Raw genomic sequence first — 21,073 nt, forward strand, 5'->3', positions numbered from 1 at the left:
ACAATCTGGCCCTTTTCAATAACAGCCGGTATCCGAGAATGGCAAATAAAACCTTTCCAGAAAGTAACTCTTAAGACTTCATGGCTAGTCTGAGACGGACCGCGGAAAAAATGCAACCACATCATGGGTAACGGCGTTTCAAACTCTACTGACAAGAATATTGTCGACCTATCGCGTAGCCACCGTAACAAGGCGACGGCAAAAGCCTTGCGCGTGACCAGAGAACGCCTGCATTCCACCCATGGCGGCACACCGGCTTTCGAAAAAGACCTGCTGTCCATGCATACCCAAGCCAGCCTGCAGGGCGCGGCCATTACACCCTTCATCACGATCCTGACGGCGGGTCTGACGGCCTACCTGTCGGGAAGCCCGATCTATATCCTCTGGGCGCTGCTGACGCTGAGTATTCACGCCCTGAACATTCTGCTCATCCGCAAGGCTGCCAAGCGCATTCCGGTCACCCATCGCCAGGAACATTGGCGCCATGTGCTGTTGGCCGGACATCTGGCCATGGGCTGCTGCTGGGCCGCCTTTACCTTCCAGACCTGCGACGCGTGCGGCCCAACAAGCGACCTGCTGCTGAAAGGCTCCGTGCTGCTGGTGGTGCTCTGCACCACGGCCATGACCAATATCCTGCTGCGTCAGGCTGTACTCTATGCGTTTACCCCACCGATCATCGCACTTTCCGCCCAGGCGTTTTTCTCGCAGCGCGTCGAAGACGCGACGCTGGCCCTGGCCTTTACCGTGTCCGTGCTGTTCTTCATCTATATCACCGGCAGGCTCTATGTCTCGAACCTCAAGCTAATCTCCTTCCAGAGCGAGAAGGACGACCTGATCGCCGAGCTGGAAGTGGCCAAATCCATGTCGGATGAGGCCCGACGCCGGGCGGAAGAAGCCAATATGGCGAAATCGCGTTTTCTCGCCTCGATGTCGCATGAGTTGCGTACACCATTGAATGCCATTCTTGGCTTTTCCGAGGTCATGGCCCAGGAAGTGCTGGGGCCGCTCAACAATCCGCTTTACCGGGAATATTCCGGCGATATTCACAGGTCCGGCCAGCACCTGCTCAATCTGATCAACGAAATCCTCGATCTGTCCCGAATCGAGGCTGGAAAATACGATCTTTCGGAAGAATCGATCTCGCTGCTTGAAGTCGCCGAGGACTGCGTCGGCATGGTGCAATTGCGCGCCAAGGCCAAGGACATCAAGATATCCCAGCAATATGAGATCAACCTGCCCGCCCTTTGGGCCGATGAAAAAGCGCTTCGGCAAGTGGTGCTAAACCTTTTGTCGAATGCCGTGAAATTCACGCCGCCGGGCGGAGAAATCCTCATCAAGGTCGGCTGGACAGTCGGCGGCGGGCAATATGTCTCCATAAAAGACAATGGTCCCGGCATCGCCGAAGAGGAAATCCCCGTGGTGCTCTCGGCCTTCGGCCAAGGCTCAATCGCTATCAAGAGCGCCGAACAGGGGACGGGCCTCGGCCTTCCCATCGTCCAAGCAATCCTTGCCAAGCATGGCGGCGAATTCAAGCTGAAATCAAAACTGCGCGAAGGGACGGAAGTGATTGCCATCCTGCCCGCCAAGCGCGTCCTGCAAACGATTCCCGCCGTACAGGGCACCCAGGCCGTGGAGCCGAAGCGGCGTTATTTCGCATAATAGACACCCAAATTCAGATTTCGGGTTCCATCAATGCATATGGGGCCGCCGTTTGCGCCCCAGCTTCCAGCCATTTTTTTGCGCCCTGGCAAACTTCAGCCCGGCCCTTCGGCGAAACCGCCGGACCGGCGCGACGTCATGGGACAGGACCAATACACCAAGCGGCACCATCCAGAAGCCAAGCACAGGCAGAAAGCCAAGACAGCCGCCAACCACCAGAAGACTGCCAACCGTGATCCGCCCGCCGCGAGACTGCGGAATAGGCAGGTTGAAACGCCCCAGATGCAGGCGTCCATTTTCGGTATCCATATGATAGCTCTTAGTTTTACTGGTCGTCACGATCGTCCTTCATGGCCGTGCGAGGCCGGTTTTCCACTCACCATCAGATGGGAAAGAGGGGAAAACAAAACAAGAGGCACTTTTTTTTCAAAAAGGGACTTGGCAAACCATCAAAGCCTGAGTAGAAGCCCACTCACACCAACGGACGCGGTTCACACCGCTTCAAACGGTACATTCCCTGGTAGCTCAGCGGTAGAGCATTCGACTGTTAATCGACAGGTCGCCGGTTCGAATCCGGCCCGGGGAGCCATATTCCAGCTAAATAGCTGACATTATAAAGCCGGATCATTTCTGATCCGGCTTTTTTTCTGTCGTCATGCAGGTTGGTTGGCTTAACGGCAAACCGTGGTGGTCTTGTAAACCCAGCGGCCATGATGACGGAACTTGACCTTCTTGGTCCGGCAGTTATCGCGGTAGGCGTGATGACGCCGCTCGAAATTGCGATGATGCGGACGACGATCGTCACGGCTGTAGTAGCGATCAGGATGATGACCGCGATCATACACCATAACCCTGACATCATCCGCCAGAGACGGCGCCGCCGTTGCTGTGATGCTTCCCAGACCGATCAGACATGCGACCAAAAATTTCTTCATCTTCTATCTCCTGATGCGTTTCACTGGAAACGATGGCTGGAGATTAAGCGAACCAAGATGAACGCAATCTGATCCTGTTGTTCATGTTGAGGACGGGTCTTTTCAGCGGTCACATGCCCACGATTACTCAGGAGCCAGGCATTCAAAAAATTGAAAAGGCCGACCTTTGTATTCGCGCTGATCCGTCTCCGTAAGGCCGATTTTGCGCAGCACGGCCAGCGAGGCGGCGTTGTCGATATGGGCGAAGGCGATGAAGGCGGTCCCGATTCCTTGCTCAAAGAACCAGTGCTTCAAACCGTCAGCGATTTCCGTTGCAAAGCCCTTGCCCCATTCACTCTGGCAGATGGAATAGCCCAGTTCGTAATGCCCACTGTCCTTCGACCATGAGAAACCGGCACGTCCGATGAAGCGGCCATCTTCGCGCGCAATCAGCTTGAGCTTGCCGATGCCGCCTGCCTCATAGTCATCCATCCAGCCACCGATGCGCTCAGCCGCATAGGACAGGCTCCATGGCTCTCCCGTGCTGACAAAGCGGCTGGTTTCCGGGGTGGAATGCAGGTCGGACAGCAATGTCTCGTCACCCGCCCGCCATGGGGTCAGCAAAAGCCGCTCCGTCTCGCAGACCAGCGGCATCTGATGGACACCGCCCGATACGACCTGACGCACGCCGGTCGTGCCGGGAAAGGTCAGTGGCAGACCTATCAATGATCGTACCGCCAGATAGGCCCAGGCCTCCGCCTCCATGGCATCACCATCAAGCGCCAGATCATCGGCATTGACGATGACCGCCCCCTCCCGCGTCGCCATGTCGCTCAAATCCGCCATGATAACCGCATTCAACCGACCACCGCCGCAAATCACATAGGTCTTCGGCTTTTGCGGCAAATGCCGCGCGGAGGCGAAAATCGATGCCGCCGCCACATGCGCCAGCGTGCGCGCGCCATCTTCAAGGCTGATATCGCCGGGCTCGGGCGGAGTGAAGTCATTGCGGTCCAGTGAGCGGCGCAGATTGGAGGTGAAAAACCCGTGGCCGAGATATCGGTCCGCCAACGCCTTCACCACCCTGCCCTTGGCAGCAATCCCGCCCCCGGCGTCGAAAGCAAGGCCGGTATGGGTCTCGACCCATTGGTCAATCAAGGTATTGCCGGGACCACTGTCAAAGGCGGCAATTTCGCCGTCAGCACCGATATAGGTCAGGTTGGAAATGCCGCCGATATTGACGAAACAGGCCGGAAGGCGTTCCGCCCCCAACCCGCCAGCCAGCGCGGCATGATAGGCAGGCACCAGCGGCGCACCCTGCCCTCCATGCACCATATCGTTGGCGCGCATATCATAGACAACATCAATACCGGTTTCGCGGGCCAGCAACGCGCCATCGCCAAGCTGCACTGTCAAAGCCTGATCCGGCCTGTGCAGCACCGTTTGGCCATGAAAGCCGATGACATCGATATCGCGGGCGCGAAGCCCTTTCTGCATCAGGAAGGCCTTGACCGCCTCCGTATGACGCAACGTCAACTCCCTCTCCAGCGCGGCGAGGCTTTCCGGGCGCTGACGGCGGTCGGTGATCGCCTTGGCATCCTCCAGCCCCTGCTTTAACCGCTGGCGAAACGCATCGTCATAAGTCACCGCCAGAAACGGCCCGCGTTCTACCACCGTCTCGCCATCCGTGGTGACCAGAGCAACATCGATGCCGTCCATGGAGGTGCCACTCATCAGGCCGATTGCTTGCAGCGTTTTGGTCACGACTCGATGTTCCTTTTGCGAGCGATCAGAAAGAGCGTCATTGATGGCTGAAATTGATGCACTTTTCAAAAAACAATGATAAAGCCGCCTCAAATTCCAAATTCACAAGACCAAAGTCCGATACCAGAAGGCGTGACCATCATGTCCAAGTTCAAGTCCGATTTCCTCCGTACAATGCATGAGCGCGGGTTTATTCATCAGATTTCCGATGAAACCGGCCTCGATGATCTGTTGTCCAAGGAAACCGTGACCGCCTATATCGGCTATGACCCCACCGCCTCCTCCCTGCATGCCGGCTCGCTGATCCAGATCATGATGTTGCACTGGTTTCAGGCAACCGGCCATCAGCCGATTTCCCTGATGGGCGGCGGAACCGGCATGGTGGGTGATCCATCCTTCAAGGAAGAAGCCCGTCAATTGATGACCGTGGACAAGATCGAGGACAACATTGCCTCGATCAAGCGTTGCTTCGCGCATTACCTCGATTACGATAACGGCCCCAAGGGCGGCGCATTGATGCTGAACAATGCCGAATGGCTGCGCGAATTGAACTACCTCGAATTTCTGCGCGACGTGGGCCGCCATTTCTCGGTCAACCGCATGCTGTCATTTGATAGCGTCAAGACGCGCCTCGACCGCGAACAGTCCTTGTCCTTCCTGGAATTCAACTACATGATTCTCCAGGCCTACGATTATGTCGAGCTGAATAAGCGCTACGGCTGCCGCCTGCAAATGGGTGGCTCTGACCAATGGGGCAATATCATCAACGGTATTGACCTTGGCCACCGCATGGGCACGCCCCAGCTCTACGCGCTGACCTCGCCACTGTTGACCACATCCTCCGGTGCCAAGATGGGCAAGTCAGCCACGGGCGCTGTGTGGCTGAATGCCGATCTGCTGTCGGCCTATGATTTCTGGCAATATTGGCGCAACACGGAAGATGCTGACGTCAGCCGCTTCCTAAAACTCTACACAACGCTGCCGATGGATGAGATCGCCAGATTGTCGGCGCTGGGTGGTGCGGAAATCAACGAGGTCAAGAAAATCCTCGCCACTGAAATCACTGCCATCCTGCACGGCCGCGCAGCCGCCGAAGAAGCAGCAGAAACCGCCCGCAAAACCTTTGAAGAAGGCGCACTGGCCGACAACCTGCCCTCCATCGAGGTCGCAAGCGCCGAGCTTGAATCCGGCATCGGCCTTCTGACCCTGATCGTCAAAGCCGGCCTCGCCGCCTCCAACGGCGAAGCCCGCCGCCATGTGCAAGGCGGAGCCGTGAAGATCAATGATCAGAGCGTTTCTGATGAGCGTATGAGCATTGGAGCGGGTGAGGTAACCGGTGATGGTGTGATTAAACTATCGCTGGGCAAGAAGAAGCATATTCTGGTGCGTCCTGTTTGAAACAAATATCGGACGCGGCTATAGTCCGCGTCTGACTGCGCTAAGGTGGCGTTCTATGTGGTAAGCCGCAAAGAACGCCATCCATTGTCTCGGTCGCAAAGAACTAAAGAACATTCCTATCAGAAGGATAGGTGAAGATATGTCTGCGACCCCACCCACTTCTATTCTCACATCCCGGCTTGCATTGCGCGCAGCACGACCGGAACATGCCGACGCTGTTTTTGAAAGATATACCAGCAACCTAGAGGCTTCACGCTACCTTCAACGCACAGCTCATGCTTCGGTGGCGAGAACGCGAGCCACCATGGAAGCATGGGGTGAGATGAACTGGCTGAAGACGAGCCGCTTCTTCTGGACAATCTTTAGCAACGACAAAACGGCAATTGGCCTGTTTCTTCTCTTCCTTGAAAACAATACCGCTGAAATCCATTATGGAATCGGGCCATCCTATTGGGGACAAGGTCTTGTTGCTGAAGCCGGAATAGCGGTGATGGATTGGGTTGTGAACACGTCTTCCTTCACAGAAGTGACGAGCTGCTGCGCTGCGGAACATCAAGCCAGCTTGAGAGTGCTCGAAAAAATCGGTCTTCAGCGCGCTCAATTTCGACCCGCCTCTCTCTTTCTCTCCGCCACGCAAACGCGCGAAGATGCATGGCTTTATCGATGGAAACGCTGAGGGACTGATGTAAAAACAGTAGCGTTGCGTAAAACCAAGGAGTGCGCTGATATGAAGATAATGTGCCTCAACGGCTGGGGCGGCAAATTACATAATGATTTGTTATCGTACCTAGGATTGGAAGCACCCGATATTTTATGCCTACAAGAGGTGGTGAATAGTCCCGAAGCGGAAAAGGACTGGTTAACTTATCGGGACAGAGACCATGTCCTGCCACAGCGCGCGAATTTCTTTCGAGACGTTGCCGACATCCTCCCTGATCATGCAGCCATATTTTGCGCGGCGGCCCAAGGCGTTCTCTGGGATGAAGGGCATCCCGTTCCTTCTCAATGGGGCTTGGCAACCTTCGTTCACAAATCATTGCCAATCATCGGGCAGGCTCAAGGTTTCGTCCACAAGGAATTTTCACCGCACGGGTATGGCGAGCATCCGAGATCCCGAATTGGTCACGCCATACGTGTCTACGATTTCCAACAAGATCGCACAATCTGTATAGCCCATATGCATGGGCTTCGCGATCTCAACGGAAAAGCCGACACCCCTGAAAGAGCGCTACAAGCCCATAAGTTGATGGAACTCGCCTCCTTTGTTGCCATGCAAGATGATGCGCTTATTGTATGCGGTGACTTCAACGTAGAACCGGATAGCGAGACGTTTAAAATACTGAAAAAGCTTGCACTCACCGATTTGGTGACGACCAGAGGATTCAAAGGAACTCGCACGTCGCATTATTTAAAGTCGGGAAAATTCGCTGATTATCTGCTGGTCAACGAAAATGTCAGAGTCCTGGACTTTTCAGTTGTAACAGAGCCAGAGGTCTCAGATCACTGCCCGCTTGTATTGACAATATGATCAAATTATCACGTCAGGTATGCTTCCCACTTTGCCCCACCCTTCCTCAAACACCAAATCTTCCAACGCCAGCCGCTTGCGCCAGCCCTTAACCTGCAATTCCGGCTCATCATACAGTTCCGCCACCTTGCCCAAGCACAGCCATCCCACAATCTCAATTCGCTCTGGAATATTGAGAATGGCGCGCAAATCGGCATCGTGGAAAATGCTGACCCAGCCGACGCCGATGCCTTCTGCGCGGGCGGCGAGCCAGAGGTTTTGGATGGCGCAGACGGTGGAATAACTGTCCATGCGGGGGTTATGGGTGCGGCCTAGCACCACAGGGCCTGCGCGGTCTGGGTCGCAGGTGACGCAGATGCCGAGGGGTGCTTTGAGAATGCCCTCAAGCTTCAAGTTTCGATAGAGCGTGGCTTTTTCGCCCTCAAACAGGCTGGCCGCTTCATCATTGGCCTTGGAGAAGGCTTGCCAGACGGCTTGACGGCGGGCGCTATCGCGCACCAGCACAAAGTTCCATGGCTGCATGAAGCCGACAGAGGGGGCGTGGTGGGCGGCGGTGAGGATGCGCCAGAGCGTGTCATTGTCGATTGGGTCGGGCAGAAATTCATCGCGCACGTCGCGGCGGGTCATGATGGCCCGGTAGACGGCGGCGCGGTCTTCGGCAGAAAAAGCTCCGGCAGACACCAGAGCATCGTTCACTAAGTCCTGCATCGTTTGGTCCCCAACAATGCGCCCTACGCGACCCTTTACGAATCGCGCACAAGCAAAACGCACCTGCCGTCCTCGCAGATGGCGTCTATCATGTCAGGCCGGTCTTCTGACTGGGTTTCATTTGGTTGCCGCACCTTCCCGGTTTTCACCAGTGGCAAAAGCAACAACCATCCACCTCACAGCGTTGGGCACGTTGCGGAATTTCACCGCATTCCCGATTCTCCCGCAAACATGCAGGCACCTGACAAAGGGCTGGTAATGATAGACTGCGGCGATGCTTAGGCGGTCGCCGGAAAATATCGCACATAGGCGAATTCCTGACCGTCCGGCGACCAGCTTGGCACATTGATCGTTCCCTGCCCACCAAACAGTTCGAACAGGGTTTCGACATTGCCGCCATCCATGTCCATCAGGCGCATACGCACATGGAGATCGCGTGGGTGGTCGAACACATCGGCGTCATAGGAAATGAACACCACCTTGCGTTTATTGGGGCATGGATGCGGAAACCAGTCGCCCTGCCCGTCATCGGTCAGACGCTGCACATCCCTGCCATCCGGGCGAATACGCCAGATCTGCATTGTACCGCTGCGACTGGAGTTGAAATAGATCCATTCCCCATTCGCCGACCAGTCCGGTCCGTCATTGCGGCCCTCGCCATGGGTCAGACGCTGCTCGTCGCTGCCGTCAACCGAGATCGTATAGATGTCGAAGACCTGATCGCGAATACTGCAGTAACACACCCTTCCGCCATCCGGCGACCAGCCATGCCAGTAGGAGGGCAGGTTCTCGGTGATCTGGATCGGCGTGCCGCCTTTGGCTGGCAGGATGTAGAGACAGGTTTTGCCGTGCTCCACCTTATCGCAGATCGCCAGCCATTGGCCATCCGGCGAAAGCCCGTGGTCATTGTTGCAGCGAGTGGCAAAGCCGGTGTCGATCTTTTCCGGCACCGGCTGCCCGACCAGAGGCAGGCGATACATCAACCCGTCATCATTGAGGATCAGGAACTGGCCATCACGCGACCAGTTCGGCGCCTCCACCAGCCGTTCCGTTTGCCAGAGAATGCGGCTCTGCCGGGTCTCGATATTGTAGATCTCCACAGAGCTTCGCATCAGCACTCTACCTATCTCGGAACCGATTGGTGATCGGATAACGGCGATCCCGGCCAAAGTTCTTCTTGGTGATCTTCACGCCCGGAGCCGACTGGCGGCGCTTGTATTCGGCCAAGTAAAGCAGGTGCTCGATGCGATGCACGGTGGCGATATCATGGCCGCGTGCCAAAATCTCGTCCACCGACATTTCCTTTTCCACCAGGCATTCCAGAATGTCATCCAGCACCGGATAGGGCGGCAGGCTGTCCTGGTCCTTCTGGTCGGGGCGCAGTTCGGCGGACGGCGCCTTGGCGATGATGTTTGCCGGAATGACCTCGCCTGCCGGGCCAAGCGCGCCAATTGGCACATGGGCATTGCGCCAGGCCGACAGGGCATAGACCTGCATCTTGTAGAGGTCCTTGATGGGGTTGAAGCCGCCATTCATGTCGCCATAGAGCGTCGCATAGCCCACCGACATTTCCGATTTATTGCCTGTTGTCACCACCATCGAGCCGAACTTGTTGGACACCGCCATCAGGATGGTGCCACGGGTGCGGCTTTGCAGGTTTTCCTCGGTAATGCCGCTTTCCGTACCTTCAAACATATCGGCGAGGCTGGCAAGAAAGCCCTCCACCGGCTCTGAAATCGGCACGATGTCATAATGGCAGCCGAGCGCCTTGGCACAATCGGCAGCATCCTTGAAGCTTTCCTCGGATGTATAGCGATAGGGCAGCATAATGGTGCGCACCCGCTCATGCCCCAGCGCATCGACGGCCATTGCCGCGCAAATCGCCGAATCAATGCCGCCGGACAGGCCGAGAACCACGCTCTTGAAACCGTTTTTGTTCACGTAATCGCGAAAGCCCAGCATGCAGGCGCGATAATCAGCCTCTTCGCCCTCGGGAATAGCTGAGACCTCGCCGGGCGCACAGCGCCAGCCATCGGCGTCCCGCGTCCAGGTGGTCAGCGCGATTTTTTCCTCGAACTGCGGCATCTGGAAGGCCAGCGTCTTGTCGGCATTGAAACAGAAACTGGCTCCGTCGAATACCAACTCATCCTGCCCACCAACCTGATTGGCGAAAACCAGCGGCAGACCGCTTTCGATCACCTGGCGCAGAACGACCTGATACCGAACCTCAAGCTTACCATGATAATAGGGCGACCCATTGGGAACCAGCAGAATTTCTGCACCGCTTTCGGCCAGCGTCTCGCAAACGCCGAGATCGTTCCAGATCTCCTCGCAGATCGGCACACCCAGCCGCACGCCCCGGAAGTTCACCGGTCCGGGCATGTCGCCTTCGACAAACACCCGCTTCTCATCGAATTCGCCGTAATTGGGCAGGTCGATCTTGTCGCGCAGGCCGATGATTTTGCCGCCGTCAATGATCGCCACCGAATTATGCCGGCCTTTTTCACCCTGGCGTGGAAAGCCGACGACGACACCTGGGCCGCCATCGGCGGTATCGGCGGCCAGTTCCTCCACAGCCGCCTTGCAGGCCTGAAGAAAGGCGGGCTTCAGCACCAGATCTTCCGGCGGATAGCCGGAAATGAACAGCTCGGACAGCAACAGAAGATCAGCCCCCAGCGAGGCCGCCTTGGCGCGGGCGGCGCGGGCAAGGCTTAGATTGCCCACCACATCGCCCACGGTCGGATTGAACTGAGCCACGGCAATGCGTAGCGTTTCGGGTCTTTGGACTATGTCGCTCATGGCTCAAGGTTTAACCCGGCCATCGGTGGACTGCAACGGCCCAAAACACCCTGCTGAAACGAAAAATCGTGCGTTCCTGTTTCCTCAAAAGAGCATGGAGGGCGCGGCTCCATTTCTGGCAATAAACCGAGAAGATGGATTTTCGCCGCACGCCCCACCTGATATAATTGACAGCAAGGGTCATCTTGCTCGCGTGAATGCCAATCAAATATGCTTGAAACTATTTTGAAATATTCAAGTTCTCGAGGGGCCGCACCGTCCCTGATATCGGCAGGAGAATACCAAAGACAGTTTGTTAAACAGGAATTTTTATTCCCATATATTTTATGGGACAAAGCACGTATGTTTTGAGCATGCTCGTTGCATCGGCACCGCAATGAAAATACAAGGTAGAACGATGATCTTGGATGAAGATTAACCGGAAGTTTCCTGGCTTACCGCTATTCTTGTTGCCATAGAGCGTTCACTAACAATCTGTTCAAGAATTGCTGCTGGCCTGGCGAAAATGGTGATTTCGAGAACCGGAACGGAGCGTATTTAATGTACGTGAGTACCGGAAGCGCAGAAAGTGCCATTTGCAGACGGCCAGCGGCAATTCTTGGATAGACTGTAAGACAGCCGTCAAAAAACACCTATTGCTCTTTCGTCATTGTCGGGTTCAACACAGATGTTGTCATCTCCGCGTTCACAAATCTCATCCCCATCCCTTCTAAGCCGAGAGGCAATCGCTGCTCATCCGGCTTTTCCGGAAATCGAGCGGGAAATCGCCCGGCACCTGATCGGGATACATCTTAAGACACCGCGCCTTTCACGCCTCAAGGCCTGTCACCGCAAATGGTTGATGTCGCATTCCATGTATGCACTCGCCTTGCAACGCGTGCCAGAAGATCCTCTGTCGGGCCTTACAGCCTCTCGCTTCATGGACGTGGCGATGCAATTGGGCGCCGCAAGCCGCAATACCGCAGCGTCATTTCTGGCCGAACTGTCCGCCTATAAATTCATCGAGGAAATAGAAAACCCAGCCGATCGGCGAATGCGTATCCTGGTGCCAACGGCAGCAACCGAGGCCGCGATGATCTCCTGGTTTCTGGGCCATTTGGACTGCCTTGACCGGCTGGACGACGGAGGCCGCCGCGCGCTGGCCGATGCCAATCCGCTTATTTTCAGGATTGCTCAGCCGATGATTGCCCAGGCTTTGGTGGTGGACCCCGATTGGCGCATGCCGCGTGAAACGATTGCTCCGTTTCTCAATTCGGACATGGGCGGCATGGTGCTGCATGGCATGATCAGCCAGATCCCGGATCATCCCGATGCCGATGGGCTCTATCGGCTGGGACCCATCAGCCTCGCCGCGCTTGGAGAGACCTATCTGATCTCGATCACCAACCTGAAGCGGATGTTCAAGAAGTCGCAGGAAGAAGAACTGCTGGGTTGGGAATTGCCCCGCCGCCGCGGCAATGTCTGGCTGTCACAGCGTTTTGTCGATGATTACTTCCATTGGCAATCGACCAAGTTCGAAGCCATCAACACCGCCTTTTGGAACGCTGCCGCACAGGTCAACGTTTTGACGCCGTATCAAACCGAACAAACGAGAGCTGAGTTGTCCCAAGCTGAAAAGGCCAGAGCAGACTTCAAAGTGTTTTCTTGATATTCCAGCGGTCGTGATACCAGAGCCATTGCTCTGGATATTCGCGCACCCAGCTCTCCACCTTGTCGTTCAGCATTTGCGCCGTGGCCTGCACATCGACACGGCCTTGACCATCCTTGGGTATGTCCACCTTCGGTTCGATTTCCAGCCGGTAGCGATTGCCTGGCAGACGAATGCAGCGGGCCGGATAGATATCGCAGCCGAACTGTCGCACCAGCTTGGCCAGTAGCGGATTGGTGCGCACTTCGCTACCAAAGAATGTCGTGGGCTGGCCCTTCTTGAACTTCTGATCGACCAGCACGCCGACCCCCTTGCCTGCTTCCAGCTGGCGGGCCAGATGAAAGGACGAACCGGCATGGGAGGGCACGAGATTGCCCATCCGCGCCCGGCGGAAATCGAACACCATGTCGGCGATATAGGGATTATTGGGCGGGCGAAACAGCACCGTCACATATAAGCCGAAGGCAGCGCCCGCCACCGGCAACATTTCAAAATTGCCGGTATGGCCGGTAAAAACGATGAACGGGCGCGGATTTTCCAACAGGTCCATAAAGATCGGAATGCCGGAAACCTCGACGCGGCCCTCTCCCTGCTTTTCAGGGTCGAAATCGAACAGCTCGTCCAGAAACACATATTCGGCGATCTGCCGGCCCATATGGCCCCAGGCTGCCAGCGCGATGGTCTCGATCTCCGCCTCGGATTTTTCCGGAAAGGCATTGCGCAGATTGGTCAGCATCAACCGGTGGCGCTTCAGCTTCGGCCCAATGAACCGCACCAGCCGATCAGCACCGTTCAAGGCTTTATCGGCAGGAAACAGTTTCAGCAGCGTCAGCAAGACCAGGATGAACTTGGCCACCAGCCATTGCGGAAATCTCCGCAGGCCCAGCACGACCTTTGTCAGAACCCGGCGGAGCATGATCAATCCATTTTCAGGATGATTTTGCCAAAGATCTGGCGGCTTTCCATCCGTGTCAGCGCCACATCGATGTCCTCGAATGTCACCTGCGTATCGATAACGGGATGAACGAGGCCACGGGCCATCTTCTGCATGGCATTGGCCATGTTTTCCATTCGGCAGCCAAACGAGCCGAGCAGTTTCAATTGCTGCTGGAACAACATCATCAGATTCAGGTCAGTCGAAACGCCGGAGGTCGAGCCACAGGTCACAAGGCGCCCACCGCGTTTCATGCACAGCATGGAGCCAGCCCAGGTATCCTTACCGACATGTTCGAATACAACATCAACGCCCTTCTTCTTGGTCAGCTTGCGCACCACGCCTTCAAACCGGTCCGTACGGTAGTTGATGACGTGATCGGCACCCAGCGCCCGCGCCCGCTCGATCTTGTCGTCCGAGCCAACCGTGGTGATCACCGTACAACCAATCTTCTTGGCCAGTTGAATGGCCGCCGAACCAATGCCGGAGCCGCCAGCATGGACGAGAATGGTTTCACCCGGCTCCAACCTGGCATTGTCGAACAGCATGTGTTCAACGGTGCCGAAAGTGACCGGTGCAAGCGCTGCGGCAATGGCATCGACGCCGGGAGGTGCCGGAACCAGCAGACGGGCCGGAATATTGATCTTTTCCTGTGCAAAGCCATCAAGGTGGAAACCATACACACCACCGACATGTTCGCAAAGATTGTCGCGACCTTCACGGCAGGGCTTGCAGAGGCCGCAGGTGCGCGCGCCATAGACCGCCGCCAGCTGGCCAGGCAGAATATTGCCGACGCCGGGGCCGATGGCTTCGACCACGCCGGAGGCTTCCGCCCCGATCACCAGCGGCATCTTGCGCTTGGCAAAGGCCATGCCACGCCAGCCCCAGACATCGATATGGTTCAGCGCCACCGCCTTGACCCGCAGCGTCACTTCACCGGGACCGGGCGCATCCGGCTCCGGCAGGTCGGTGATTTCAAGCTTACGGTCTTCGATCAATTGCAATGCGCGCATGGCTATCTTCCTTCGCCCGAGGGCTTATCTTCTTGTCTTTCCTGTCCCGGTCGTGGCCGGGCCGGGTGAAGCCTTATCAGGCAGGTTCAAGGGTCATGACAAGGCTGGCATTCTGCCCACCAAAGCCGAAACTATTGGACAGCACAGCCGAAACCTGTGCGTCGCGCTTGACGTTCGGCACCACATCCAGCTCCACAGTCGGATCGGGATTGGTATAGTTGATGGTTGGCGGCAGGGTACCAGTCAGCATGGTCTGGATCGAAAATACCGCCTCAACCGCGCCGGCTGCCGTCAGCGTGTGGCCAATCATCGACTTGTTGGACGAGACCGGGATCTGGTCCTTCAACCGCTCACCAAACACCGACAGCATGGCCCCATATTCCATCTTGTCGTTTTCCGGCGTCGATGTGCCATGGGCATTGATATAGCCGATGCCGTCATCGGAAAGACCTGCATCTTCAAGTGCTGCGCGGATGGTGGCAATGGCCGGGCCGCCATCCGGTGAGGAACGAGTGCGGTGGAAATGGTCGGCCTTTTCGCCACAGCCCTTCATGATGCCAAGCACCTTGGCGCCACGGGCAATGGCGGCTTCGAGCGATTCCAGCACCAGCGTTGCGGCACCTTCGGCGATGACGAAACCGTCGCGATCCTTGCTGAAGGGCTTGGACGCCTTTTCCGGCGGATCGTTCTGGGTGGACAGCGCCGAAAGCAGCGCAAACCGGATCAGCGCCTCGGCACCGACGGAACCATCGGTTGCCACCGTCAGCGCCCGGTCCGTGCGGCCCTGACGAATGGCCTCGACGCCAAGCTGAATGGCCGTCGCGCCCGAAGCACAGGCCGTGGACAAGGTCACTGGCAGGCCGCGTGTACCGAACCGGTCTGCAAGCCGCTCGGAAATCGAGCCGAACTGTACGGCCTCCAGAAACACCGGATCAGCCTCAGCACGCATGGCAGCCAGCAGCCGCTGATAGGCATGGCCCTCGGCGGTTTCGGCAGGCGCCCGTTCTGCAAGCGCAAAGCGATCATCCCATTCCGGCTCGACCGGAGGGGCAGCCAGAAACAACGGACCCTCGAAATCGCCGGACAGGCCAGCCTGGGCCAGCGCCTCGATGGTGGTTTCCCGTGCCATGGCATAGGAACGCTCTACGGCATTGATGGCCGGAATATCGATGAAGTCCACCGTGCCGCTGATGCGAGTGTTGAGGCCCTCAGTCGGAAACCGGGTGATCTTGTGGATGCCGGACACGCCACCGGTCAGCTTTGCCCAGTTGTCGGCAAGCCCTTGACCGAGCGAGGTGATGACGCCCATGCCGGTGACGGCGATGATCGGACGACCGAGATGATCCTTGAAACGGGACTCAAAACCGGATTGTGTCATGTCTCTCTCCTCACGCCTCAGCCGACAAATGGGCCATGCCTTCGCCACGAACATACCCGACCGTGGTGACAATCGCCTGGCGTGCCGGTTTGGTCATCGCCGCTTCGCCGGTAGGATCGAAAGCCGGAACAATGGTTTTTCCATCAAGCGCCAGCGCCGCCAGCGCCAGCCCGAGCGGAAACTGCGCTTCCAGCCCGTGGCCTGTTATGCCAGCGAAACCGCGAATGGCCGCACCTGGAAAGGCTTTTTCCAGTGCCGTCTTTTCCCGTGCAGAAATCTCATGCATGCCGCTTGCACCCGACAGGACCAGCGCATCTGCGCCAATATCCCTGCCGACAGAACCCGCCATGCGGCTCAAACGCTTTTCCAACCCGCCATTGGCACGCTGGCCACGGTCGCCTTCGATGGCGTCAAGCACGGCGTAGATATGCGCGCCTCGCGCCTCAGCGTAAGCACGCTGTTCCAGAACAAGAAACGCGCCGACCGTGCCGAGAATCATGCCACCGCCTTCGCCTGACTGGCGCTGCCAAAGTGGCTTCCAGGGGCCGGTCGTATGGGCCTGAATGCCCTCCACCAGCAGAAAAATATCATCACGATCAGCCACGAACGCACCGCCCACCAGCGAATGGGTGGATTGACCGGCGCGGATGCGCGCAAACGCCGTTTCGATGGCGGAAATCCCGGCCGCCTCTTCGCCCATAAAGGTACGCGAGGACCCCGTGACCTTGTGGACGATGGAAATATTACCCGCCATCAGGTTAGAGAGCTGGGCCAGAAACAGGGTCGGACGCAGCTCAGTCGTCAGCTTTTCATTGACCAGCTGGGCGCGGTCGTTGCGCTTCAAGCCTTCATTGACGATCAACGTATCGACATTGATGTCGCGCTCGCCGCCACCGGCGGCCACGATCATGTCCATCGTGGCGCAGGCCTGCACATCATCCTTCAGCCCGGCATCGTCGAGCGCCAGACCGGCGGCATAGACACCCAGCCGCTGCCAGTTTTCCATCTGCCGCTGGTCGCCGCGCTTGGCGATCTGGGTAGACCAGTCGATCTGCGGCATCGGATGAATAGGATAAGGCGCAAATTTTTCCACCTCGACCGGCGGCACAGCTGCCGTTCCCGCAGCCAGAAGCGCAAGATGCGGCTCCTTGCCGGTTCCGTGGCAGCTGACAATGCCAATGCCGGTGATCACCACATCGTTGGGCGTCTTATGCATGTCTATAACCTCTTCAGCAATGCCGGGCGCTCAGCGCCAGCACTGCGACATACCGTCCATTCCCAGGTCCGAGCCGGAAAGCTCCAAGGCCTGCAAGGGCCGCCATGCCCTACTCCGACAGACGGCTTTACGCAATAAGGCCGCGCACAAAAGCCGCGGCCTTATTGACGAAACTTTAAAGATCTCACTTAGAATCCGCCAGGTTCCTGTTGAACCAGACGGATTCTCACTCTCTTTGTTTGAGTTTGTCTTTTCAGGAAAACGGGAGTCCAAATTTACCTGATAAACCCTAGCTCGCAGCAGCAATGGCCGCCATCAAGCCAATCTGCTCAGCGCGGCTGCGGACGATATCGCCAAGCGGCACTTCGTCAAAAGACATGGTGCGCAGCTTCAACTGGCAATCCGCGACTTTCTTGCCGTCAGAGGTGATCTTTGCCTTGGTGACGGCAAAACCGGACCCTTCGTGCTCCAGATGCGCCTCGATATCCAGAACCGCGTTCGGTTCGACAAAGCTGCGCATCTTGGCACCGTCTACCGACATCAGGAATGGCATCGAGGCAAACTTCGTCACCGCCAGCACCAACAGGCCCGACGCCTGCGCCATGGTTTCGATCAACAGAACGCCGGGCACCAAAGGCATGCCCGGAAAATGCCCCTCGAACACGGGGCTATTTTCCGGCACCACCGATTGGGCCTTCAAGGTCAGGGCAGACAGATCCACCGTCTCAACCTTGTCGATCATCTGGAAATATTCCAGCAGCATTCACAGATCTCCTGGCAATGGCAGTGACAATCCTGAGAAGATCAAGCCTTGGCGGCCCTGAGTTCGTCGATCTTGGAGCAGAGGTTCTTCAGCACGAAATATTCTTCCGTGGAAACCTTGCCTTCATTAACGTCCTGGGTCCACTGCTCGAGTGGAATCTTGATGCCGAATTCCTTGTCGATCGCGAAAACGATGTCGAGGAAATCGAGGCTGTCGATTCCCAGGTCATCAATCGTATGGCTCTCAGGGGTGATGGTTTCCCGATCGATCTCGCTGGTCTCAGCAATAATGTCGGCAACTTTGTCAAATGTAGCGGTCACGCCAATTATCCTTCAGAATTTCAAATTCAGCGTCCCACATAGGCAAAACTCGGACAAAAGCCAATGGCCTGTTTTGTGCGCCCCTAGCAAAAATGCAGACCTATTCCTCAAACCGCAATGGAATGACGGGCCTTACCGCTGGAAAAGTAGCTGTCGAACGTGGCCGCAATGCTGCGGGCAAAGAGCCGCCCGGTGGGGGTCAGCGTAAAACACTCCCGGTCGATCCGACAGAGATCGTCACCGTTGGAAGCCGTGAATATCTTGGCTTCTGCGATCACATCCTCGGCGACATCTGGAAAAGCCTGGCGGATCTCGGCAAAGGAAAAGCCGAACTCGCACATGATCTGCTCGATGACGGCGGCACGCACCCGGTCATCGCCGCTCAGAGCAATACCTCGTGTCGCGGCAAGCCCGTTTTCGCTGACAAGACGCTGATATTCTCCAGTCGCGGGCATGTTCTGTACATAGCCTTGCGGCAGTTGGCTGATCGAAGAGGCGCCAAGTCCAATCAAGGCATCGGCGCCGTCAGTCGTATAACCCTGGAAATTACGCCGCAGCCGTTTCTGCCGTGCCGCGACAGCCAGACTATCCTCGGGCAATGCAAAATGATCGATGCCAATGGCATCATAGCCAGCCTGAACCAGCATGGCAGAGGCCCGCACCATCTGTTCATAGCGCATGACGATATCAGGCAAGGCGCTCTCGGGAATCAGCGTCTGATGCTTTTTCATCCAGGGAACATGGGCATAGCCGAATAATGCGATCCGATCCGGCTTCAACGACACGATATCGAGGACAGTTTTCTCCAGACTTTCGAGGGTCTGATAGGGAAGACCATAGAGAATATCGCAATTGACCGAGGTGGCGCCGCGCTTACGCACCTGTTCAACCACTGATTTAGTCTGTTCGAAGGTTTGGAGACGGTTGATCGCCTTCTGAACCACGGGATCGAAATCCTGAACTCCGAGACTTGCCCGCGTCAAACCAATGGACGCAAGCGCATCATATCGAGCTTCGTCGAGATCGTTCGGGTCCATCTCCACGCTGATTTCCGCATCATCGGCAAATGTGAAACTTGCCCGGAGCCGGTCCATCAGCGCCACCATGTCCTGCGGGCGCAGCATGGTGGGAGAGCCACCGCCAAGATGCACAGCCGTCACCACCGCTTCGCGACCGACGAGCCTGGCGGTATTTTCGACCTCGCTGAAAAGCGCTGTAAGATAAGCGGTTATCGGCTCATACTTTAGTGTATGTTTGGTATTGCAGGCGCAAAACCAGCAAAGCCTGTCGCAGTAGGGGATATGAATATAAAGAGAGATCGTCTGCCCCTGCCCCAGCAGCGATAGCCAGTGTGCATAATTGCCGCAGTCGATACCGGTATGAAAATGCGGCGCCGTCGGATAACTCGTGTAGCGCGGAACGGCGGCGGCATATTTCGGAAGAAGCGCTTTGGCGGGCATGAACTGAGGCCTTGTCGAGTGGCGGTTGGACTGAACAAATAATCGGTTTCAACGGAACGGACTTTGACTTCGATCAATTTCTTGATAGTCTCGTTCAGGTAGAAACTCCTCATGGGAGCGCGACGGAAAATTCGGCGGCTTTAAGATGCGTGTGTGCTGCATCACCGTTTCTGCGTGGCCTGTGTCGTTTTTGAACTTTTGTCGGCGCCCTACGGCGCGTAATTGCACAATGACGAACTGTTCGACCGAACCTGGGCGTCACAAGCACGCGCGACGCTACGTGTACGCGCGACTTCACATGTATGGGGCAGACAATGGACATGCATAGTCTTAAAAGCAGCACCAGCGGCGCGGAAACGCCTGCTGTTTGCAGTGAATGCGAAGCCAGGCATGGAGGAGTATGCGCCTCCCTTTCGATTCTTCAATTGATCGAGCTCAACCGTATCTCGACAAAGCGCCATATCGAAGCGGGCGGCGAAGTGATCGGCCAGGGAGAGCAGATCTCCAGCTATAGCAATATCGTCAAGGGCGTGGTCAAGCTGTCGAAAATGATGGCGGATGGCCGCCAACAGATCGTTGGCCTGCAATTTGCCCCGGATTTCATGGGGCGCCCCTTCCTGAAGGAAAGCAGTTTGACAGCTGAGGCTGCGACCGACGCGGAAATCTGCGCTTTTCCCCGTGCTGTCATCGACCGACTGGTGGCCGATGCCCCGGATTTCGAGCGTAAGCTGCACGAACAATCCCTGAAGGAGCTGGATGAAGCCCGCGAATGGATGCTGACGCTGGGCCGCAAAACGGCGCAGGAAAAAGTGGCAAGCTTTCTCCATCTGATCGCCACCCATATCGACCCGATGCAGCCGTTCAGCAAAAGCTTCGACCTGCCGCTGTCGCGCGCCGATATTGCCGATTTCCTCGGCCTGACCATTGAAACCGTCAGCCGGCAGATGACCAAACTGCGCAAGGAGGGCATTATCGTCATCGAGAACAACCGCCATGTTATTGTACCCGACCGTCGCAAGCTGCGCGAGGCGGCTGGCTCCGATTGAGCCGCCTATCGTTCTGTCATGGCCCTGAAAATCCTGCGCTACCCTCATCCACTGCTGGCGAAACCTTGCCAGACCGTGACGGCGTTTGACGATAACCTGATCAGTTTTGCCGATGCATTATACGATGCAATGCGCGCCGCACCCGGCGTCGGCATTACCGCTGCGCATGTTGGCGAGCTGATGCGGCTGGTCATCCTCGATCTGCCCGGATTGGGTGGACGACGTGATTACGTCAATCCTGAAATCCTCTCCTTTTCTCAAAACACTCTGGAGCATGATGAAGGGAGCGTCTGCATGCCGGGCGTAACCGAGATCGTGACACGACCGCGCCAGATCACCCTTCGCTACCAGTCGCTGGACGGCACGGTTCGCGAGGAAGAGCTTCAAGACTTCGCCGCCATCTGCATGCAGCATGAAATCGATCAGCTCGACGGCCTGTTCTGGATCCAACGGCTTTCCCGCCTGAAACGCGATCGGTTGCTTAAGAAATGGCAAAAGGCCGCATTGTCCCAAACATGATCGTCA

Annotated in this window: 20 protein-coding genes, 1 tRNA gene, 1 pseudogene and 1 riboswitch; of the genes and pseudogenes, 8 read left to right on the forward strand and 14 right to left on the reverse strand. The window is 56.8% G+C overall.

The window, feature by feature from the left end; genetic code table 11:
- Positions 1-123: 123 nt before the first annotated feature.
- Positions 124-1,659, forward strand: coding sequence for a sensor histidine kinase (locus tag H1Y61_RS11655; RefSeq protein WP_180572709.1), 1,536 nt, complete (start codon positions 124-126; stop codon positions 1,657-1,659).
- A gap of 30 nt (positions 1,660-1,689) precedes the next feature.
- Here H1Y61_RS11655 and H1Y61_RS11660 read toward each other — a convergent pair whose 3' ends face one another.
- Positions 1,690-1,968 carry a hypothetical protein gene (locus tag H1Y61_RS11660; RefSeq protein WP_174110867.1) on the reverse strand — a complete coding sequence of 93 codons (279 nt, stop codon included), beginning with the start codon at positions 1,966-1,968 and terminating at the stop codon, positions 1,690-1,692.
- A 205-nt stretch (positions 1,969-2,173) separates the two neighbouring features.
- Between H1Y61_RS11660 and H1Y61_RS11665 the strand changes: the two genes are divergently transcribed.
- Positions 2,174-2,248: transfer RNA gene (locus tag H1Y61_RS11665), tRNA-Asn, on the forward strand.
- An 82-nt stretch (positions 2,249-2,330) separates the two neighbouring features.
- Here the strand turns inward: H1Y61_RS11665 and H1Y61_RS11670 are convergent.
- From H1Y61_RS11670 to H1Y61_RS11675, 3 genes and pseudogenes are all read right to left on the reverse strand, one after another.
- Positions 2,331-2,594 (reverse strand): hypothetical protein, encoded by a 264-nt coding sequence (locus H1Y61_RS11670; RefSeq protein WP_174110684.1) that lies wholly within the window; start codon positions 2,592-2,594, stop codon positions 2,331-2,333.
- A gap of 123 nt (positions 2,595-2,717) precedes the next feature.
- Positions 2,718-3,227 (reverse strand): GNAT family N-acetyltransferase, encoded by a 510-nt coding sequence (locus tag H1Y61_RS26705; RefSeq protein WP_235680894.1) that lies wholly within the window; start codon positions 3,225-3,227, stop codon positions 2,718-2,720.
- Between the two features lie 9 nt (positions 3,228-3,236).
- A pseudogene (locus H1Y61_RS11675) lies at positions 3,237-4,337 on the reverse strand (anhydro-N-acetylmuramic acid kinase); the annotation flags it as partial.
- A 141-nt stretch (positions 4,338-4,478) separates the two neighbouring features.
- On the opposite strand from H1Y61_RS11675, the gene tyrS reads away from it, so the two are divergent.
- The 3 genes from tyrS to H1Y61_RS11690 all read left to right on the forward strand — a co-directional run bounded on the left by tyrS (position 4,479) and on the right by H1Y61_RS11690 (position 7,263).
- Complete coding sequence (tyrS, locus tag H1Y61_RS11680; protein WP_180572710.1) at positions 4,479-5,735, forward strand: tyrosine--tRNA ligase; 1,257 nt, start codon at positions 4,479-4,481, stop codon at positions 5,733-5,735.
- A gap of 139 nt (positions 5,736-5,874) precedes the next feature.
- Entirely contained in the window at positions 5,875-6,411 is a 537-nt protein-coding gene (locus H1Y61_RS11685) for a GNAT family N-acetyltransferase (protein ID WP_180572711.1), read from the forward strand.
- Positions 6,412-6,462: 51 nt separating this feature from the next.
- Positions 6,463-7,263, forward strand: coding sequence for an endonuclease/exonuclease/phosphatase family protein (locus H1Y61_RS11690; protein WP_180572712.1), 801 nt, complete (start codon positions 6,463-6,465; stop codon positions 7,261-7,263).
- On the opposite strand, the gene bluB is transcribed toward H1Y61_RS11690, so the two are convergent.
- The 3 genes from bluB to H1Y61_RS11705 all read right to left on the reverse strand — a co-directional run bounded on the left by bluB (position 7,264) and on the right by H1Y61_RS11705 (position 10,770).
- On the reverse strand, positions 7,264-7,971 hold the full coding sequence (gene bluB, locus H1Y61_RS11695; RefSeq protein WP_180572713.1) for a 5,6-dimethylbenzimidazole synthase: 708 nt from the start codon (positions 7,969-7,971) through the stop codon (positions 7,264-7,266).
- A gap of 79 nt (positions 7,972-8,050) precedes the next feature.
- Positions 8,051-8,231, reverse strand: a riboswitch (cobalamin riboswitch).
- An 18-nt stretch (positions 8,232-8,249) separates the two neighbouring features.
- Complete coding sequence (locus tag H1Y61_RS11700) at positions 8,250-9,083, reverse strand: TolB-like translocation protein (RefSeq protein ID WP_180572714.1); 834 nt, start codon at positions 9,081-9,083, stop codon at positions 8,250-8,252.
- A gap of 7 nt (positions 9,084-9,090) precedes the next feature.
- A complete protein-coding gene (locus H1Y61_RS11705; protein WP_180572715.1) occupies positions 9,091-10,770 on the reverse strand; it encodes an NAD+ synthase in 1,680 nt (559 codons plus the stop codon).
- 841 nt (positions 10,771-11,611) lie between these two features.
- Here H1Y61_RS11705 and H1Y61_RS11710 point away from each other — a divergent pair.
- Complete coding sequence (locus H1Y61_RS11710; protein WP_235680710.1) at positions 11,612-12,418, forward strand: hypothetical protein; 807 nt, start codon at positions 11,612-11,614, stop codon at positions 12,416-12,418.
- On the opposite strand, the gene H1Y61_RS11715 is transcribed toward H1Y61_RS11710, so the two are convergent.
- From H1Y61_RS11715 to hemN, 7 genes are all read right to left on the reverse strand, one after another.
- Positions 12,402-13,334: a lipid A biosynthesis lauroyl acyltransferase gene (locus tag H1Y61_RS11715; RefSeq protein ID WP_180572717.1), complete on the reverse strand. Its 933-nt coding sequence runs from the start codon at positions 13,332-13,334 to the stop codon at positions 12,402-12,404. The genes H1Y61_RS11710 and H1Y61_RS11715 overlap by 17 nt on opposite strands.
- Before the next feature lie 2 nt (positions 13,335-13,336).
- Positions 13,337-14,365 (reverse strand): zinc-binding dehydrogenase, encoded by a 1,029-nt coding sequence (locus H1Y61_RS11720; protein ID WP_180572718.1) that lies wholly within the window; start codon positions 14,363-14,365, stop codon positions 13,337-13,339.
- Positions 14,366-14,441: 76 nt separating this feature from the next.
- Positions 14,442-15,743, reverse strand: a complete 1,302-nt coding sequence (locus H1Y61_RS11725) for a beta-ketoacyl-ACP synthase (protein WP_015915870.1) — start codon at positions 15,741-15,743, stop codon at positions 14,442-14,444.
- 10 nt (positions 15,744-15,753) lie between these two features.
- Positions 15,754-16,959 (reverse strand): beta-ketoacyl-ACP synthase, encoded by a 1,206-nt coding sequence (locus H1Y61_RS11730; protein WP_180572719.1) that lies wholly within the window; start codon positions 16,957-16,959, stop codon positions 15,754-15,756.
- A 289-nt stretch (positions 16,960-17,248) separates the two neighbouring features.
- On the reverse strand, positions 17,249-17,722 hold the full coding sequence (locus H1Y61_RS11735) for a 3-hydroxyacyl-ACP dehydratase FabZ family protein (RefSeq protein ID WP_174110674.1): 474 nt from the start codon (positions 17,720-17,722) through the stop codon (positions 17,249-17,251).
- 41 nt (positions 17,723-17,763) lie between these two features.
- Positions 17,764-18,042 (reverse strand): acyl carrier protein, encoded by a 279-nt coding sequence (locus tag H1Y61_RS11740; RefSeq protein ID WP_015915867.1) that lies wholly within the window; start codon positions 18,040-18,042, stop codon positions 17,764-17,766.
- 107 nt (positions 18,043-18,149) lie between these two features.
- Positions 18,150-19,502 (reverse strand): oxygen-independent coproporphyrinogen III oxidase, encoded by a 1,353-nt coding sequence (hemN, locus tag H1Y61_RS11745; protein WP_180572720.1) that lies wholly within the window; start codon positions 19,500-19,502, stop codon positions 18,150-18,152.
- 320 nt (positions 19,503-19,822) lie between these two features.
- Between hemN and H1Y61_RS11750 the strand changes: the two genes are divergently transcribed.
- Together H1Y61_RS11750 and H1Y61_RS11755 are read left to right on the forward strand one after the other, a co-directional pair.
- The gene (locus H1Y61_RS11750; protein WP_156535114.1) at positions 19,823-20,548 is read left to right on the forward strand and encodes a Crp/Fnr family transcriptional regulator; all 726 of its coding nucleotides are present in this window, start codon (positions 19,823-19,825) and stop codon (positions 20,546-20,548) included.
- Positions 20,549-20,566: 18 nt separating this feature from the next.
- Positions 20,567-21,067 carry a peptide deformylase gene (locus H1Y61_RS11755; protein WP_180572721.1) on the forward strand — a complete coding sequence of 167 codons (501 nt, stop codon included), beginning with the start codon at positions 20,567-20,569 and terminating at the stop codon, positions 21,065-21,067.
- Positions 21,068-21,073 lie beyond the last annotated feature (6 nt).

The organism is Agrobacterium vitis, assembly GCF_013426735.1.
Taxonomy (GTDB): domain Bacteria; phylum Pseudomonadota; class Alphaproteobacteria; order Rhizobiales; family Rhizobiaceae; genus Allorhizobium; species Allorhizobium vitis_D.